13 protein-coding genes are annotated in these 15,646 nt (G+C 68.6%); 5 read left to right on the forward strand and 8 right to left on the reverse strand.

Annotation, left to right across the window (positions count from 1 at the left end):
• Positions 1 to 7: 7 nt before the first annotated feature.
• The gene (locus ACFVGS_RS19320) at positions 8 to 613 is read right to left on the reverse strand and encodes a TetR/AcrR family transcriptional regulator (protein WP_385693124.1); all 606 of its coding nucleotides are present in this window, start codon (positions 611 to 613) and stop codon (positions 8 to 10) included.
• Positions 614 to 732: 119 nt separating this feature from the next.
• Between ACFVGS_RS19320 and ACFVGS_RS19325 the strand changes: the two genes are divergently transcribed.
• The 4 genes from ACFVGS_RS19325 (at position 733) to ACFVGS_RS19340 (ending at position 3,960) form a co-directional block, all read left to right on the forward strand.
• On the forward strand, positions 733 to 876 hold the full coding sequence (locus ACFVGS_RS19325) for a hypothetical protein (RefSeq protein ID WP_385693125.1): 144 nt from the start codon (positions 733 to 735) through the stop codon (positions 874 to 876).
• Positions 876 to 1,427 carry a hypothetical protein gene (locus tag ACFVGS_RS19330; protein WP_385693126.1) on the forward strand — a complete coding sequence of 184 codons (552 nt, stop codon included), beginning with the start codon at positions 876 to 878 and terminating at the stop codon, positions 1,425 to 1,427. The genes ACFVGS_RS19325 and ACFVGS_RS19330 overlap by 1 nt, the downstream gene beginning before the upstream one ends.
• A 479-nt stretch (positions 1,428 to 1,906) precedes the next feature.
• The gene (locus ACFVGS_RS19335; protein WP_385693127.1) at positions 1,907 to 3,829 is read left to right on the forward strand and encodes a sulfatase-like hydrolase/transferase; all 1,923 of its coding nucleotides are present in this window, start codon (positions 1,907 to 1,909) and stop codon (positions 3,827 to 3,829) included.
• Positions 3,748 to 3,960, forward strand: coding sequence for an NPCBM/NEW2 domain-containing protein (locus ACFVGS_RS19340; protein WP_385693157.1), 213 nt, complete (start codon positions 3,748 to 3,750; stop codon positions 3,958 to 3,960). Before ACFVGS_RS19335 ends, ACFVGS_RS19340 begins: the two co-directional genes overlap by 82 nt.
• A gap of 119 nt (positions 3,961 to 4,079) precedes the next feature.
• Here ACFVGS_RS19340 and ACFVGS_RS19345 read toward each other — a convergent pair whose 3' ends face one another.
• The 7 genes from ACFVGS_RS19345 to ACFVGS_RS19375 form a co-directional block, all read right to left on the reverse strand.
• A complete protein-coding gene (locus tag ACFVGS_RS19345) occupies positions 4,080 to 4,979 on the reverse strand; it encodes a formylglycine-generating enzyme family protein (RefSeq protein WP_385693128.1) in 900 nt (299 codons plus the stop codon).
• An 81-nt stretch (positions 4,980 to 5,060) separates the two neighbouring features.
• The gene (locus ACFVGS_RS19350; protein WP_385693129.1) at positions 5,061 to 6,482 is read right to left on the reverse strand and encodes a sulfatase; all 1,422 of its coding nucleotides are present in this window, start codon (positions 6,480 to 6,482) and stop codon (positions 5,061 to 5,063) included.
• 1,092 nt (positions 6,483 to 7,574) lie between these two features.
• The gene (locus ACFVGS_RS19355) at positions 7,575 to 8,114 is read right to left on the reverse strand and encodes a hypothetical protein (protein WP_385693130.1); all 540 of its coding nucleotides are present in this window, start codon (positions 8,112 to 8,114) and stop codon (positions 7,575 to 7,577) included.
• A gap of 167 nt (positions 8,115 to 8,281) precedes the next feature.
• Complete coding sequence (locus ACFVGS_RS19360) at positions 8,282 to 10,429, reverse strand: hypothetical protein (RefSeq protein ID WP_385693131.1); 2,148 nt, start codon at positions 10,427 to 10,429, stop codon at positions 8,282 to 8,284.
• 48 nt (positions 10,430 to 10,477) lie between these two features.
• Positions 10,478 to 11,296, reverse strand: a complete 819-nt coding sequence (locus ACFVGS_RS19365; protein ID WP_385693132.1) for a hypothetical protein — start codon at positions 11,294 to 11,296, stop codon at positions 10,478 to 10,480.
• A gap of 117 nt (positions 11,297 to 11,413) precedes the next feature.
• Positions 11,414 to 12,073 carry a Crp/Fnr family transcriptional regulator gene (locus tag ACFVGS_RS19370; protein WP_385693133.1) on the reverse strand — a complete coding sequence of 220 codons (660 nt, stop codon included), beginning with the start codon at positions 12,071 to 12,073 and terminating at the stop codon, positions 11,414 to 11,416.
• Positions 12,074 to 12,113: 40 nt separating this feature from the next.
• Positions 12,114 to 12,632, reverse strand: coding sequence for a hypothetical protein (locus ACFVGS_RS19375; RefSeq protein WP_385693134.1), 519 nt, complete (start codon positions 12,630 to 12,632; stop codon positions 12,114 to 12,116).
• A 550-nt stretch (positions 12,633 to 13,182) separates the two neighbouring features.
• On the opposite strand from ACFVGS_RS19375, the gene ACFVGS_RS19380 reads away from it, so the two are divergent.
• Complete coding sequence (locus ACFVGS_RS19380; protein ID WP_385693135.1) at positions 13,183 to 15,264, forward strand: hypothetical protein; 2,082 nt, start codon at positions 13,183 to 13,185, stop codon at positions 15,262 to 15,264.
• The last annotated feature ends 382 nt before the right edge of the window (positions 15,265 to 15,646 follow it).

Consider the following 15,646-nt stretch of genomic DNA (forward strand, 5'->3'; position numbering starts at 1 on the left):
TGCCGTGTCACTCGATTGCCTCCGGCCGGCAACTGTGGGCCGCGGGCAGCAGCCCTGCCACCGTCACGCCGACGAGCCGGCGCACCGCCGCCTTCGACGGGAGGCCCGCCGCGGCGCCCAGGGAGTGGAGGCAGTACACGGCGAGCTCGCCGGCCGGCACGTCGGTGCGCAGCCCGCCGCTCGCCGCGCCCTCGTCGATCAGCCCGGCGACGAGCCCGAGGAGCCGTCGGTGGGCCTGGGCGATGCCGGGGCCCTGGTGCAGGAGCGCCGCGATCTCGGTGCCGTGGTGTTCATGGCGCTCGTAGGACATGAGGGCGTACGCCTCGAGGACGGCCCGCAGCCGCTCACCCGGATCGGTGCTCCGGTCCCGTACGGCTTCGAGCTGTTCCAGGTGGGCGGCCACCCTGCGCTCGTGCCAGGCGGTCAGGACCGACTCGACGTCAGGGAAGTACTTGTACAGCGTGGCCCGCCCGATGCCGGTCTCCTGGGCGATCCGCGACATCGTCACGGACAGCAGACCGTGCTCCGTGACCAGCGAGGCAGCGGCGTCGAGCACCGCGTCGCGGACGGCACTGCGGTGCGCCTCGATCGTCTCGTTCCACAGCTTCGGCATGCCCACAATGTACGGGACGCCGAGACAGTGACACGGTGACTTGACAGAGACAGTCTGTCTCGCAAAAGCTGGGCACGCCTGACAGCAGAGCGCCGTCCCGTACGAAGCGGAGTCCTCCCATGCCCGACGAACCGCGCCGGTCCGCTCCGCGGCACACCCCCCGGCCCCGCTGGGTGACCGCCCTCATGATCGGCGCCGCCCTCCTCCTCGTGGCCTTCATAGCCCTGCACCTGGCCGGGGGCGGTATGCGGGGCCACGGCTGATGGCCATGTCCCCGCGCGTGCGCAGGCTCGCCCTCACCGCGCACGTGACGGCGTCCGTCGGATGGTTCGGCGCGGTGGCGGTCTTCCTCGCCCTGGCGATCACCGGGCTTGTCGCGCGCGATGTCCTGACGGCGCGGTCGGTCTACGTCACGATGGGCGTGACCGGCTGGTACGTGATCGTGCCGTTCTGTTTCGCCGCGCTCGCGTCCGGCATCGTGTCCGCCCTCGGCACGACCTGGGGTCTCCTGCGCCACTACTGGGTCACCGTGAAGCTGACGATCACCGCGCTGGCCACCGGAGCCCTCCTCCTCCACATGCCGGCGATCGGCCACCTCACCGACGCCGCGGCCTCCCCCGCCTGGACCGGCGACGACCTCCTGGGCCTGCGGACCCAGCTCGTCGTCCAGTCCGGCGCGGCACTGATCGTGCTCCTGGGCGCGACCGCCCTCTCGGTGTACAAGCCGCAAGGCAGGACCAGGTACGGCCAGCGGCTGCAGCAGCGCCAGGCTCCGGCCCCGCGGCCGGGCGCCGGTGTCGCGGCCGCCGACTGACTCAGGCCCTCAGGCCACGCCGTGGGCGGCGGAGGGCGCCACGAGAGGAACACACTCCGGAACCGCTCCTCATTGCGCCTCCGCTTCCACGGCGGCCGGGCTTCTGAACGGCAGGACCGGGCGAGCGCCGCGGGCACGACGAGCGCGTGGGGGAAGGGGTACCGCTCGCCGTACCTCGCGCCTCCAGGCCAACGCCCGGTCCTTGCCGTTCGGACGCGGCTCCCGTTGCCGCCGGGGCCGCGTCTCGGAAGAGATCCTCGCCCACGTATTCCCGTCGGCCAAGCAGACGGGACTGCGTGAAGACGCGATGGCGTGATCACGCCAGGGCGCCGGGCCCGCTCCTCGGACTCGCCGATGTCGGACGCTGTCACACGCTCTTCATGCTCTGTGCATGGTCCTGGGGCGGCTCCCCCGCGCACGATCAACAGACGCCGAGCCCGACCCAGCCCGGTCCTACCCGCACCCGAGGAGCAGGCCCCATGCCCCGCCGCCGTACCTTCCTGGCCGCTTCGACCGCGACGCTCGGTCTGCCCACCGTCACCGCCACCGCCGCCGGGTCGGCACAGGCGGTGTCCGAGGTGACGGCCCCGGACACGGCGGACGGCTCCGGCTCCCGGCTGCCGAACATCGTCGTCGTCCTCGCCGACGACCTCGGCTACGGCGAACTCGGCGCCTACGGCCAGAAGCTGATCACCACTCCCCGCCTGGACCGGCTCGCCGCCGAGGGGCTCCGCTTCACCGATGCCTACTCCACCGCCGCGGTCTGCACACCCTCCCGCTGCTCCTTGCTGACCGGACTCCACACCGGCCACTCCACGGTCCGCGCCAACCCCTCCTCGGGCGGCCAGGGCTCGCTCACCGCCACCGACACCACCTTCGCCCAGGTGCTCCGGGCGCGCGGCTACCGGACCGCCGTGATCGGCAAGTGGGGCTTCGGACCGGAGGCCGCCGGCCAGGACAGCCATCCGGCCGCCCGCGGCTTCGAGGAGTTCTACGGCTACATCGACCACAGCCACGCCCACCAGTACTACCCCGAGTACCTCTGGCACAACGCGGTCAAGGAGCCCATCCCCGCCAACGCCGGCGGCGCCAAGGCCGTGTACGCCCCCGACCTCCTCGAACAGCACGCCCTGGAGTTCATCGACGCCCACGCCGCCGAGCCCTTCCTCCTCCTGCTCACCCCGAACGTCCCGCACGCCCCCAGCGACATCCCCGACACCGGCGCCTATGCGGGCCAGAGCTGGACGGCCGCGAACAAGGGCCACGCGGCCCAGGTCAGTTACTTCGACTCACTGGTCGGCAAGGTGGTCGACCGGCTCCGCGCCCTCGGCCTGGAGCAGGACACCGTCGTCCTCGTCACCAGCGACAACGGCCCGCACGAGGAGGGCGGGGTCAACCCCGACCTGTTCGACGCCAACGGCCCGCTGCGCGGCTACAAGCGCAACCTCTACGAAGGCGGCGTCCGCGTGCCCCTCATCGCCTGGGGCCCCGGCCGGGTCCAGCAGGGCACCAGCAACCGCCCCACCCCGCTGACCGACGTCCTCCCCACCCTCGCCGAGCTCGGCGGCGCTCCCGCCCCCACCGACGTGGACGGGCTCTCCGCCGCTCCCCTGCTCGCCGGCAGCCCCGACTCGGCGCGCCACGGACACCTGTACTGGTTCCGCGACGAGCTGGGGGTCACCAGCCGGGCCAACACCCAGGACAACAAGCGCGGCAGCTGGCTCGCCGAGGCGGTCCGCCGGGAGAACTGGAAGGCCGTGCGCTTCGCCCCCGAACGCGACCACAATCTGCCCGACGACAAGTGGCAGGTGGAGTTGTACGACCTGGCATCCGATCTCGGCGAGGCCCACGACGTCATCGACAAGTACCCGGCCACGGCCACGGAACTGGTGGCGCTGATGCGCTCCTCCTGGAAGGACACCTATCCGCGCACGCCGTTCGGGACCCGCCTGACGCTGCCCCGCCTGGCCGTCCCCGGCCAGGCGTTCACCGTGACCGCCACCCTGGACAACGGATCCGCACGGCCCTGGACCACCGCCGCGCTCGGCCTGCGCGCCCCCGCCGGATGGACCGTGACCTCCGCCTCCCCGACCACGGCGGAGGGGCTCGCCGTCGGCGCCCGGCTCACCGCCTCCTGGCAGGTCACACCGCCCGTGGACGCCACCCCCGCGACCACGTGGGAGCTCACCGCGGAGGGCACCGCCGTCACCCCGGCCGGCCCGGTCCGCTACCCGGCGACGGCCACCGTCCCGACCCCTGCGTCCACGCGCCCAGCGACATCGCCTACCACCTCGGCGGCGGCGCCGTACGGTTCACTTCCCTGGTCGGCATCGACGACTTCTCCGCCAAGCAGAGCACCCTGGGCGCCACCCGTGCCAAGGTCTACGGCGACGACCGCCTGATCCTCAGCACCCCCACCCTCACGGCGGCCACCGGCCCGGTCGCGGTCGACGTCGACGTACGGGGCGTCCGCGTCCTGCGGCTGGTGGTCGAGGACGCCAACAACCGCACGTCCTTCGACCACACCTCCTGAGCCCTGGCCCGGGTCACCGTGTCCTGACCTCCGGCGCGCGCAATGCCAGAGGCCGTTTCGGATCACTCCGAAACGGCCTCTTCGGCGGTTGACGGCGGGTACGCGGACGACGGACCGGCTTACGCGAGGTCGGCGGCCACGCGGAACCCGATGTTGCCGGTCGAGCTGTCGGGCGTGTTCGAGCTCCGCGCGGCGACGCGGTAGCGGTTGCAGTAGGAGTCGTGGCAGAGGTACGAGCCTCCGCGCATGGCGCGGGACGTCTCCTCGGCGGGGGTGAACCAGTCCGCGCACCACTCCCAGACGTTGCCGACCGTGTTGTAGAGGCCGAAGCCGTTGGGCCGGAAGGATTTCACGGGGGCGGTGGAGACGTAGCCGTCGGCACCGGTGTTGAGTACGGGGAACTCGCCCTGCCAGATGTTGCACATGTGACGGCCGTCGGGCGTGAGCTCGTCGCCCCATGGGTAGCGGCGCTGCTCCAGGCCGCCGCGGGCCGCGTACTCCCACTCGGCCTCGGTGGGCAGGCGGGTGCCGGACCAGGCGCAGTACGCCTGGGCGTCGTTCCAGGACACATGGACGACGGGGTGGCTCTGCCGGTCGGTGACATCCGAACCGGGCCCCTCGGGGTGGCGCCAGCCGGCCCCCTCCACCGCCCGCCACCACGGGACGGCCGCCACGGGCGCGGAGACCGCGGCGACCTCGTCGGCGAGGAAGGCCCCGAAGGTGAAGGAGAAGCCGAAGCGTTCGGCATCGGTGGTGTAGCCGGTGGCCTTGACGAACGTGGCGAACTGGGCATTGGTCACGGCCGTGGCCGCGATCCGGAAGGGCTCCACGGCCACCTCGCGGATCGGCCCCTCGGCGTCCGCCGGGAAGCCCTCCGGGTCGTCGGTGCCCATGAGGAAGCTGCCACCGGGCAGGGTGAGCAGCTGCCGGGCCACCCGGGAGGCCGGGGGCGCCGGGGGCGGCGGCGCGAGGGTGAGCGTCGGGGCATGGGCGTGGCCGGGGGTGCAGCAATCGGACATGGCGGCTCCGTCGGGACGGTGAGCGGCCGGGCGCCCGAACCTCGCGGCGAGGACGCCCGGCCGGCGGTTCTGTGGTGTGGGTCAGGCCACGCGGTCGGCGGCGAGCCGGGCGGCCAGGTCGGGGATGCCGAGAGCCTGCTCGTCGGCCGGAGTGGCCTGGTAGAGCTTGTTGGTCAGCTGGTACGGGTCGTTCACCAGGTCGTAGTACTCGCGGAACTTCACCTGGCCGGTGCCGGACACGGTGCCGTTCCCGTCGGTCGTCAGGTCGTAGTACTCCGTGTACTGCTTGTCCTTGGCGACGTACGAGGACCAGGTCGGCACCCCGCCGGTGGTGGTGCCCTGCTTCCACCACTCCACCAGCAGGTGGTCGCGGCTGTAGGAGGAGAGCAGGGACCGGCCGTCCTGGGGTGCGGCCGGGGTGATGCCCGCCGCGTCGAGGATGGTCGGCGCGATGTCGATGTTCGCGACGATGCGGTGGTCCACGGTCCCCGCGCCTCGCCCGCCGGCCGGCCAGGAGAGGTAGAACGGCACCTCGTGAGCCGGGCGATAGGGCACCGACTTGGCGGTCCAGCCATGGTCGCCCCAGCTGAAGCCGTTGTCGCCGATGTAGATGACGAGGGTGTTGTCCAGCTGGCCCAGGGCCTGGAGCTTGTCCTTGAAGGCCTGCACCGCGTCATCGACGGAGAGCAGAGTGCGCAGCTGCTCGGCGCGGATGGTCCGGCCGTCGGCGAGGGTGCCGGTGGCGTTCTTGATGTAGGCCGGCTTGTCGCTGCGGTCGTTCTCGGGGACCGAGGGCCGGCCGCTCCAGTCCGGGACGGGGGTGTCCGCGTACTTCGCCTCGGGGGTCCGCGGGCCGTGGGAGGCGTACGGGGTGACGTACGCGAACCAGGGCCGGGTGTCGGTCGCGGCCTTGTCGAGGAAGTTCAGCGTGCGGTTCTTGATGATGGTGGTGGTGTAGCCGTTGATCGTCTGGACGGTGCCGTTGACGTTCCACTGGGCGTCGACGTATCCGGGCTGGAGGAGGGCGAACTCCTCGAAGTGCGGCGGATTTTCGGTCAGGGTCCAGGAGTTGAGGTACTTGCCGAACAGGCCGGTGCGGTAGCCCGCCTGCTTGAGGTACTTCTGCACGGTGGTGCTCTGGTCGAGCGCGTACGCGGCCTTGTTGTTGCGCACGCCGTGGTTGTGGGCGTGGCGGCCGGAGAACACGCTCGACCGGGAGGGCGCGCACAACGGGGTGGTGACGTGGCCGTTCGTGAACCTCACGCCCTGGTCGGCGAGCCAGGCGACGGTCTTGGGCAGGGCCCATTCGGTGTGCTTAGGCTGGTCGTCGGTGACGATCAGCAGGATGTTCGGGCGGCCCGCGGCAGCGGCGTGGCCGGCTCCGGCGACCTGCGCGAGGACGGGTACGGCGGTGGCGGCTGCCACGGCGGCGGCGCCGCCGAGAAAGCCGCGGCGGCTCACCGGGGGTCGTCTGTTCTCGCTGTTCGCGCTGTTCTCGCTCATGATGTCCATTCCTCCTGGAGGCGTCCGCGCATGAGTGCACGGCAGGCGAGCGGCTTAGCGCCGCCTACTGCGGTGTGAAGGGGAAGAGACGGGAGTCAGGCGGGGGCACCAGGTGGGGATCCCGTGGGGGGAGAGGGGCGCGTTCAGCGCGCCGGGGCGACCGTACACAGGGCGCTCGCCGTACGCCCTTGGTCGACGTGGCGGCGCGCAGTAAGGATTCCTGCTGCCATGGCGACGAGAGTAGGTCAAGCGGAACCGCCGTTCCATGTACGGCAGATGAAAATGAGGGCGCCGTGATGTCCCACCTCAGCCGCGCCATCGAGTGTGCAAGCGGGCTGGGCCCCGACCGGTCCCCAAAAACGAGCAAGAGGCCGTTTCGGATTGCTCCAAAACGGCCTCTGACCTGCGACTCTTTCGAGTCGGGACGACAGGATTTGAACCTGCGACCCCTTGACCCCCAGGAGTGAGGGTCGGAGGCATTTTCCGGATATAACCGGCTTAATTTGGGTGCAAGTTGTGTACTGCAGGGTCTATCGTGCGCCTTCGCGCACGTCGTGTGGTCCCCAATTGGTCCCCAGATTCGCTGCGCTGGCAACCGCCGGCCTGCCCGGTCCGGTCACCCCATGTGTGTTTTGCTGCTGGCGGCTCGTCAGCTTCCATCGACCAGGAGCAACGGGCGAGGTCAATCGCTTGGCATCAGTGAAGCGTGCCTGTCGCTCTTCCATCGGACAACCACCACGTCACAGAAGGTCGGCCGAGGGACCGCACGCAAACTGGTGCAGGCGCCACGCCCCCTCGGCGCCGACAAGGCGGCAGCTATTGGTCCACGTCGACCACGGCAGGCCCACGCATATCTGCCGTGATCGTCATGGGAGACACGGCGTACCTGTGGTCACGGACCGCCCTCACGTGCCGCGCACTGCGGGGGCCGGTGATGGCCGTGCAGGCGGTACACCATCTCGTCGGGAGATGTGATCATGCGAGCCTTGCGCCACGCGGTGTCATAAGAGAGTGCCCCCTTGCCCCGCTGCCAAAGGCAGAAGGCCCGCACGCTAGTGAACGGCGCCAGCAGCGCCCGCCAGAGCAGAGTTCTCAACGGGAGGCCCCTCGCTCAGACTCCCCTGGCACAACAGCAGGGCTCGGCGGACCGGACTCGGCAGGGAGCGACGCCGACCCGCCGGTGAACGCCTGCAAGGAATCGAGCAGGGCGAGCATCGCCCGCTGCTGCCGATCGGTGTCACTGAAGCCGCGGCCGACCTCCTCCCATTGTTCGATCAACGGCTGCCACCAGCTCCCACAGGCCCTGATTGACCGCGAAAGGCGCTGCAGTTCGGCAACGTGCTCGTCCGCCAGCGTGCCGGGCCGCTGCTCCAGCCGGTCCAGCACCACCAGGTCGGGATGGTCGTACAGCTGGGCCTTGAGGAACCGCAGGCGACGGACCCGCTCCTCGTCGGCCCGGCTCTGGGCGACGGTCTGACGGCTTTCTTGGGACAACCGCAGCGTGACACGCGCGCGCAGGATCCGGTAGGCCCCACCAGCGGTCCCGCGCAGATCACGCAGAGCAGCGTTGACAGCGTCTTGCGCGGCATACAGGTCGGCCGCCTCGCATCGTCCTGCGGCTTCGGCCGCCACCGCGTGAACCCGGAAGCGCACCAGGTCCTCTAGGTTGGAGCCCGTACGCCACGCCGGCCGCCAGACGATGACGAAGACAGCACCGAAGGGGACTCCGGCTGTGGCACTCGGCAGGAGGCGCTGGTGGGGACAGGCGCTGATGCGCTCCGCGCGCTGCCAGGGCCATCTCACGAGGGCGCCGTCTCGAGCGTGAACACCGAGCGGAGCCGCGGATCGACGAGGTGCCTGTGAAAGTCCTCCGCCACGTCGACCCCCTCGACGGTCACGGGTGCGTCGGCCAGGGCCCGCATGAATGCCCAGTACGCCTGGAACATGCCGTTGCCTCGCAGGATGTGGACGATCCGGTCGCGCAACCGCTCATACCCGACGGTGTCGGTGGCGTACGAGCCGATCCACTTCGTCAGCTCCGGGATGACCTCCTGCGCAGTGGCGGCGTCGGCGAGGAGGTCCCGCAACGCGCGGTCGACGTCGATACCGGCCGCTTCGTCGGACATGAGCCACGGCACCTTCGGGTGCTTCTTCTCCATCAAGGCGAGGAAGGCAAGGCTGCCGGACCTGACCGAGACCTTGGATGCCTGCCAAGCGGTGACTTCAGCAACGAGCATCGCGGTGCGAGCCGGCCGCGAGACCAGCTCCTTCATGACCGAGAGGACACGGAGCCGAGTTGCGGGATCGTCACTCTTCCGGGCGACCCGGCGCAGCCGAACCAAGGCCATCTTCGCTGCGGACGGGCCCGAGGCCTCATTCAGGAGCACGCTCCGACAGGTGTCGACCACCGTGCGGATGTACTCCTGCTGTCCGGCCCACCTGTACAGCGTGGCCCAGGCGGCGCGACCGACATGTTCGTCCCTCACGGCGCGCAACATCACGGCGCCGAGCAACTCGGGGTTTTCGGCACAGGCGATGCTTCCCAGCGTGTCCAGATGGTCAGCGGTACCGTGCCGCAGAACGAGACCGGCCAGGGCGTCGACCATCGGCTGGGCCGACACAGAGCCGTCACCGGGCTGGGTGAGCCAGACGAGCAAGGGTCCGCGCATCACCTCGTAGTTGTCCCACACATAGGTCAGCACAGCCCGCCCGTAGGCAGGCTGGTCGAAGACTACCGAGTCGTGTGTGTCCACTCGCGCGCCCACGTCATGGATACGGCGACGCAGGCCTCGCCCGGCGAAGATGGACTGGACCAGCGGTTCGGCGGCGGGTTTGTCGCCGTCCGGCACGACGAGAAGGCTCCGCAGGCTGCCCGCCGTGGCCGCCACCTCCGTCATGGGCGCGGACTGTCGGACGGCCAGAGCCAGCAGCAGACAGCGGTCCTCCAGGGTTAGTGATGAGTTTCGCCCGTCGTACGTGGCGGTCGCCTCTCCGAAGAGGCCATCCAGCTTCTGCCTCCAGTCCGACAGCGCGGCCGTCAGACGCTCAGCGAAACTGGAGGGTCTCTCTTGCCCGGCCATACGCGCCGCGGTAGATGGCAGTTCAGGCTGCCGACCGTGGTGCTCCTCCCACACCGTCATGGCGGTGACCGTGGCACGCACTGCCTCGACCGCGTTGAGACCGCGCAGAGAGACGACCGCCTGGTCGAGGGACTGGACATGGGGCACCAGCTGGGGATGTCCGCGGTAATTCAGGTGCTCCTCGACCATGAGCTCCGAGTCAGGCGGCTCGTCGATGTGCACGACCCTGACGTCGCCGCGAGGGCTGAGGTAGTGATCGGGCCAGAGCTCCTTCGCCACGGTCATCACCAGGAAGGAACGCGCCGAAGCGAGCGCCTCGGCATGCCGAGGGAGCGAGTCGAGGAAGTCGATCGAGAGTCGGTCCGTACGCGCATCCTTGAGATCCACCTGGTAGGCGTGTCGGTGATCCACCGGAAGTCGGCCCCGGCTGGGCGCGTTCCAGTCGGCGTCCAGTTTCACCAGCGTGCTGTCCGCTTCGGTGTGACGCGCCAGCAGTTGGAGCGCGAAGGTGGTGGAGCCGAACGAGCGCGGTGCCACGACCAGCAGGACACGCGGTCGCAGAAGGCTCGTCTCCCCATTGATGACCTGGTCCCAGGCTTCCTTCCAGCGTTCCGAGAGGATGAAGGGCTGCTCGAGGATCTGCTGCCGATCACGCTCCGTACCCTCAAGCACGTCCCGTTTGCGCGTTTCCTGCAGCAGTTTGAGCTCACCGATGTGCCCGGCGGCCACACTGGCCTGCTGGATGTGGAGGTCGCCGGACTGGGAGGTCGGGACAGAAGCGGGGGAGGCGAGGTCCGGAGACGTGCCATCAGATCCCGGGTTCTTCGGTTCGTCGGGTTCGGGCAAGGTGAATGCGTTCTCTTCCATGGATTGTTCCTCTGCTGGAAGCGGGGAGGGGCAGGCGGCACATGTCCGTCAGCGCTGACGCTGGTCAAGGTTGAGCGTGTCGAGCTCGCCAATGACAGTCGGGCGGTCCATGGCGCCGATGAAGTTCAGGACAGGACCGCGGTGGCCGGCTTCCGGAGAGGAGTTGCCCGCAGCACCGCGCGTCGGCCCAGGAACCGGAGCGGACGACGGCCGCAGACCAGTTGCGTCCGTGATGGAAGGGGCCAGCAGTACGGGTGGCAGGCCGGGTACGAGTAGGCGGCAGGGCTCCTCGAACTGCGGCTTGCCGTCCACGCGGGCCGTGGCCCGCAGGAAGTGACGTTCGTCGAGGTCCATCGCGCGTCCGTCCCTCACCGTCCGACGAAAGGCGATCTCCGAGACAACGGCCGCCAGATAGGCGCCGTGAGCCTCGGCCGCGTCCAGCGCTTCCCGTACCACCTCGCTGTCGACCAGTCGGCACGCCTCGACGACGGCCCGATTGCGGCGGCCGGGCAGCGACACCGGCCCGACATGGACACTGGCCCGCAGACGGATCTCCGGTGCACTGTGCAGGCGCGCCTTCTTGTCGTATCGGGACAGGGCCGCGTTGAGATGTCCGAGGAACGGATCGACCAACCGCGTGGTGTCCCTTGCCGGCAGGACGAAGATGCCACCATCACCGGTGTCACCGAAGGCGCCGTCGACCCGCTGCGGCATGTCCAGTCCGCTCTGGTCGAACACGGTGTCAAGGATGCTGTCCAGGTCGAAGCGCGCCGGTGCCATCCGCGCCTCGGGGATCCTGCTGTACCCCTTCATGTCGACGACCAGCAGAGCGTGCTCCGGTGGCACATCAACCGGGTCCGGCTGCACGGGAGACCTCATGGGAACACCAGCCTTTCCGCCACGGCCTTCGCGGCTGGCGCACCATGCTGGCCGGGTCGGCGCCGGGTCGGTGCCCACTACTGGGCACCGACCCGGTGCGCTCCGTCACCCCTGACCGAGGGGATGGGCCTTGATCCGGGCAATGTCTCTGATAAGCAAGCCACCCCCGGACTCCGTCTCCAGCCATCCGTGATCGCGCCACGTCTTGATCGCCGTTCCGACGGCATTCCGCGACGCTCCGATCAGCTGGGAGAGTTCCACCTGCGTCAGACGCACATGGACGTGGCCGGCCGTGCAGGAAGCCGACTGGACCAGCCGCCCCAGAGCCGACGCGAGTCGTGCCGGCACCGGGGCGGTCGCGAGTTCGAGCCGTACCGCTTCCGCTTCACGCACGCGAGCGATGGCGTGGCGCAGTATCGAAGCCGTCAGACCGTGCTCGTCGACGAAAGCGAGGAACTCGGGAGCGGGGATGACCCGGACCTGGCATGTCTCCGCTGCGATGACAGACGCCGTGCGCGGCTGGGCGTCCAGCACAGCCAGCTCCCCCAGCAGTTCACCCGCCCCCCGGACTGCCAGCAGGGTCCGCTCACCGTTCTCACCGGTCAGAGTCACGATGGCGGAGCCGGACTCCAGCAGCAAGACATGCGTCCCCGGATCCCCCTGTCGCAGAAGAACACTTCTGGCGGGGCGTGACCGCACCGGAGCCAGATCACGCAGCTTCGCCCACAAGACCTTGTCGAACACCGCAGCGTGCGGCTGATACATAGCACCTCCGATGTGAGGAAGCATCAGAGGCGGGATGCTCTCAAGAGACGAAGCAGCTGATCAACAAGCCAATTCCGGCCACGCCCAGATTTATGACCGTCAGATCCACGGCCACCTTGATGATCCGGAACTTGCGGTGCGCGAGAGCGGCCATCCGGGCCACATTCTGAGCTTCCGCCTGATGCCGTCCTCCGATCGCCTGCCACGTAACGGCAGCCACGACCGCTTCAGGAGCCTCATCGGGACACGGACCGTCCATTCCCGTGAGCGCCGTACCACTCGGCAGGACGGGGCGCAGAGCAAGGAGCGCCGCGACGAGCGCGGCCACCGCCCCTGTGCACATCACCGCCAAGGTCGTCCTCACCACCCAGCCGGCTTCCGCAGCCACCGGCAGCGCCGCAACCACGACGGCCAGGAGGGCCGCGTCCAGACCGGATAGCACGGTCGCCTTAGCGTCGGCCCGCTGCACCTCCACAAACAACTCGGCCGCCCTCGCCCGCATCCTGCTCACCGCATCGCAAGACAGAGCGCCTTCAGCCCTAACAACCGATCCGGACACGTCACCCGCCGCCTTCCCGCCACAACAGGACCAGCCCTGTCACGAGACCCCAAGGTGCCAGGAAGACGGATGTGGCAGGTGCCCAGCAGAGGGCACGCCAGCAGGAAACTGCGTCACACACACCTCGATCAGAGTCCCGTCGTTTCTGATCAACATGCCCGGACACTCAGCAACTGCCTGAGCTGTCACGACTTTCATGAAGCCCGCGATCGTGTGATCAAGTGGTCTGCGGGACCTGCGCCTGGTGTTTCCAGTACGACTGTTCGCACTCATCCAATGGGATGTAGGCGAGAGCGAGTGGAGTCGTTCACCGTTGCGCCAGGCGACCCACTGGAAAACGGCCCGTTCGACCTGGTCGAAGCCCCGCCACGATCTGATCCAACCGGCTTCCGTGTCGCTGTGAAAGTGATCCCTCCGCAGGCCGAGGACCCTAAGTTCCGCGCCCGCTTCCGCCGAGAGATCCAGCCCTCCGCCCGCGTGCAGGGACCGTACCTCACCAGCACGATGCGGTATGAACGTAGACTTTCCGATGCTCGACCAGGGAGGGCACATGGGCAACAGCGGGGGTGCGGCCACGCACTCGGGCGTCGACTTTCAGCAGCGGGTCGCCGCTTTGGCCATAGCCCACATGCTCTGTGGGCTCGAATTCGGTTCCTTCGGACCCACCATAGCGACCAAGATCACGGAGTTGCGCTTCGAAACGGCCGACGAGATCGACGACCTGGTCGTCATCGGCCCGGATACACGGCTCTTCGTACAGGCTAAGAACACACTGAGCGTGTCCCCGGACCCCACGTCGGAGTTCGGTTCCGCCCTGGCGCAATTCGTCGCGCAATACGTGTCGGATAACCGACCCGGCGACGCCTATGTCCTCGCGACGTCACTAGGGGCATCCGGGCGGATCCGCAAGCAACTGCGGAAGGTGACGAACGCCGCCCGGCTTAACACGGCTGGCGGCCAGGGTCTGCCGCTCTCCGAGCAGGAGCGGGATGTCCTGACGAAGACCGAGGACATCATCAGATTCCACTACCGTGACCGTACGCAGAAAGACATCTCCGCGTTCGATCTACAGCGGATCATGGCGAGGATCCACATCAGCGCGCTCGACCTGGGTGAGGGCGGTTCGCAGGAGTCCGCAATCCTCCTCGTGCTCAGCAGCAAGGTCTCGGCCCCCGCCAACCAGCTCTGGTCCATGATGATCACCCTGGCCATCACACTTGCCCGCGAGCGGCATTCCCTCGACACCGACGCTGTGCAGGACCGCTTCGGCAAGTACCTGAACCCCCTGTCTCCAGCCCTGCCGACACGCTCCCCCGGCCCGATCACCGCCGAGCTCGTGGCCGACCTGCCCTTCGGATGGGACGTAATCCTGGCCAAGTCTCCCTATGACGAGTGCGACTTCATCATCACCGATGTCGAGCGGTTCGACGAGGCGGGCGCGAAGCGCCACACGTTCTCGTCGGGGCAGGTGAAGATCGGGGGAATCGAGCAGTGGGACGTGGTCGGGCGCTGGGCCACCTGGGCTGGCTGCGAACGCCACATGGAAGCCCACGCCGACGACTACAAAGACAAGAAGGTGGTGATGCTCGCCGCCAACCTTCTTAACGATCCCAACCAGTCGAGCGCGGCCCTGACCCACGCGGCCCACTGCGCCAGCCTCGCAGCGGCGCACGAGGACCCTTACGCCTGCCGGCACTGCGGCGAACCGGTCTCCGAGGACGGAGCACCGCTTGTCGAGGTCGACGAGGAGGGGAAGGCAGAAGACCTGGGTCTGGTCCACCAAGCGTGCTGTACGCCGACCGACCGCGTACTCGGCGTGGTCGACGCGGCATTCTTCCGGGACCATCATCGCCTGCGGAACTTCGACTACGCCGGGTGGCTGTCGTCACTTCAGGGAGGACAGTGGCTGTTCGGCGGTCTCTCGGAGTCCCAGGTCAAGGGCGGTCTCATCACCTGGCGGTCCGAATACGACGACTTCTCCCGCGGTAGCTGGTGCGTCCGGATGGCCTTGGAGAATGGCCAGAACACCTACGTTTCTGCGCGAGGCCAGGTGAAGCGCATGTCCGCGGAGAGGGCTGCGCAGGCCGCCCAGGAGATGAACAACATGCTGGCGAAGCAGCAGACGGAGGGTGATCCGTTCTGTTACACCGCGAGCAGGGCCGAGTGGGGTCCGTACTCGCTCCTCCTGGGACAAGGACATGATCCGATTGCTTGCATGAGCGCCGAGGCCGCGCCGTACACCCGGGCCATCGAAGAGGCGTTCTCCGAGTGCGAGCAGTACTACGCCCCTCTGGCGTACCTCGTGGACGCCAAGACCGGAGATCCGGTGGTCGTGGAGGGCGTAATCTCTCTACTCACAGACCCGTTGACTCTCGATTCCTTCCTTAAGAACTGGGAGCGGGCCGGCCTTGAGCCGCCGGAGTTCACCGTGTCGGCGCTCCTGACGGACGCAGAGTTCGACCGCTTCGTGCGGCTGGCCATGACCCGAGGCCAAGGCGTAGTCGTCGACCCCAAGTGGGCGCTCAACGGTTCGCTGGTCAGCGGCTTCCAGGTAACCAGCTTCGAGCAGATGGTGTACGCGGCGGAGCAGGAACGAGCGGCGGCCGAGGGCACTCATCCCCAGGAGGCGTGATCCTCCGCATTGGTGCAGCTACCGCCCTTAGCGTTGCTATCAAGAGCGAGCTCAAGTGCCGGGCCCCTGACACCCGGCTCACCAGTCGGCCGATGGACACGGATGCACAGCTCGCATGGCCCGTCGATGCCGGGTGATAGGCCCTGAGCCCGAGCCACTTGAGTATGGAGGTAGTGCGGCACGAGACTCCGTCTGGCGTTGCAGCCCACCTCAGTGGGCTCCGCTCTGGCGCCGACGGTGACGTGAGTCGGTCCACTCGCGTCGCCACGCCCAACGACTACGGACTTCAGGCGTTCGATGCCACTCACCTTCTTTCTTCCCGAATAGTCGCAGGTCAGCAGGGTGGGGATGGCTTGGGCGCTGCGACTGATACGTCAGTACT

The organism is Streptomyces sp. NPDC127114 (genome assembly GCF_042677525.1).
Taxonomy (GTDB): Bacteria; Actinomycetota; Actinomycetes; order Streptomycetales; family Streptomycetaceae; genus Streptomyces.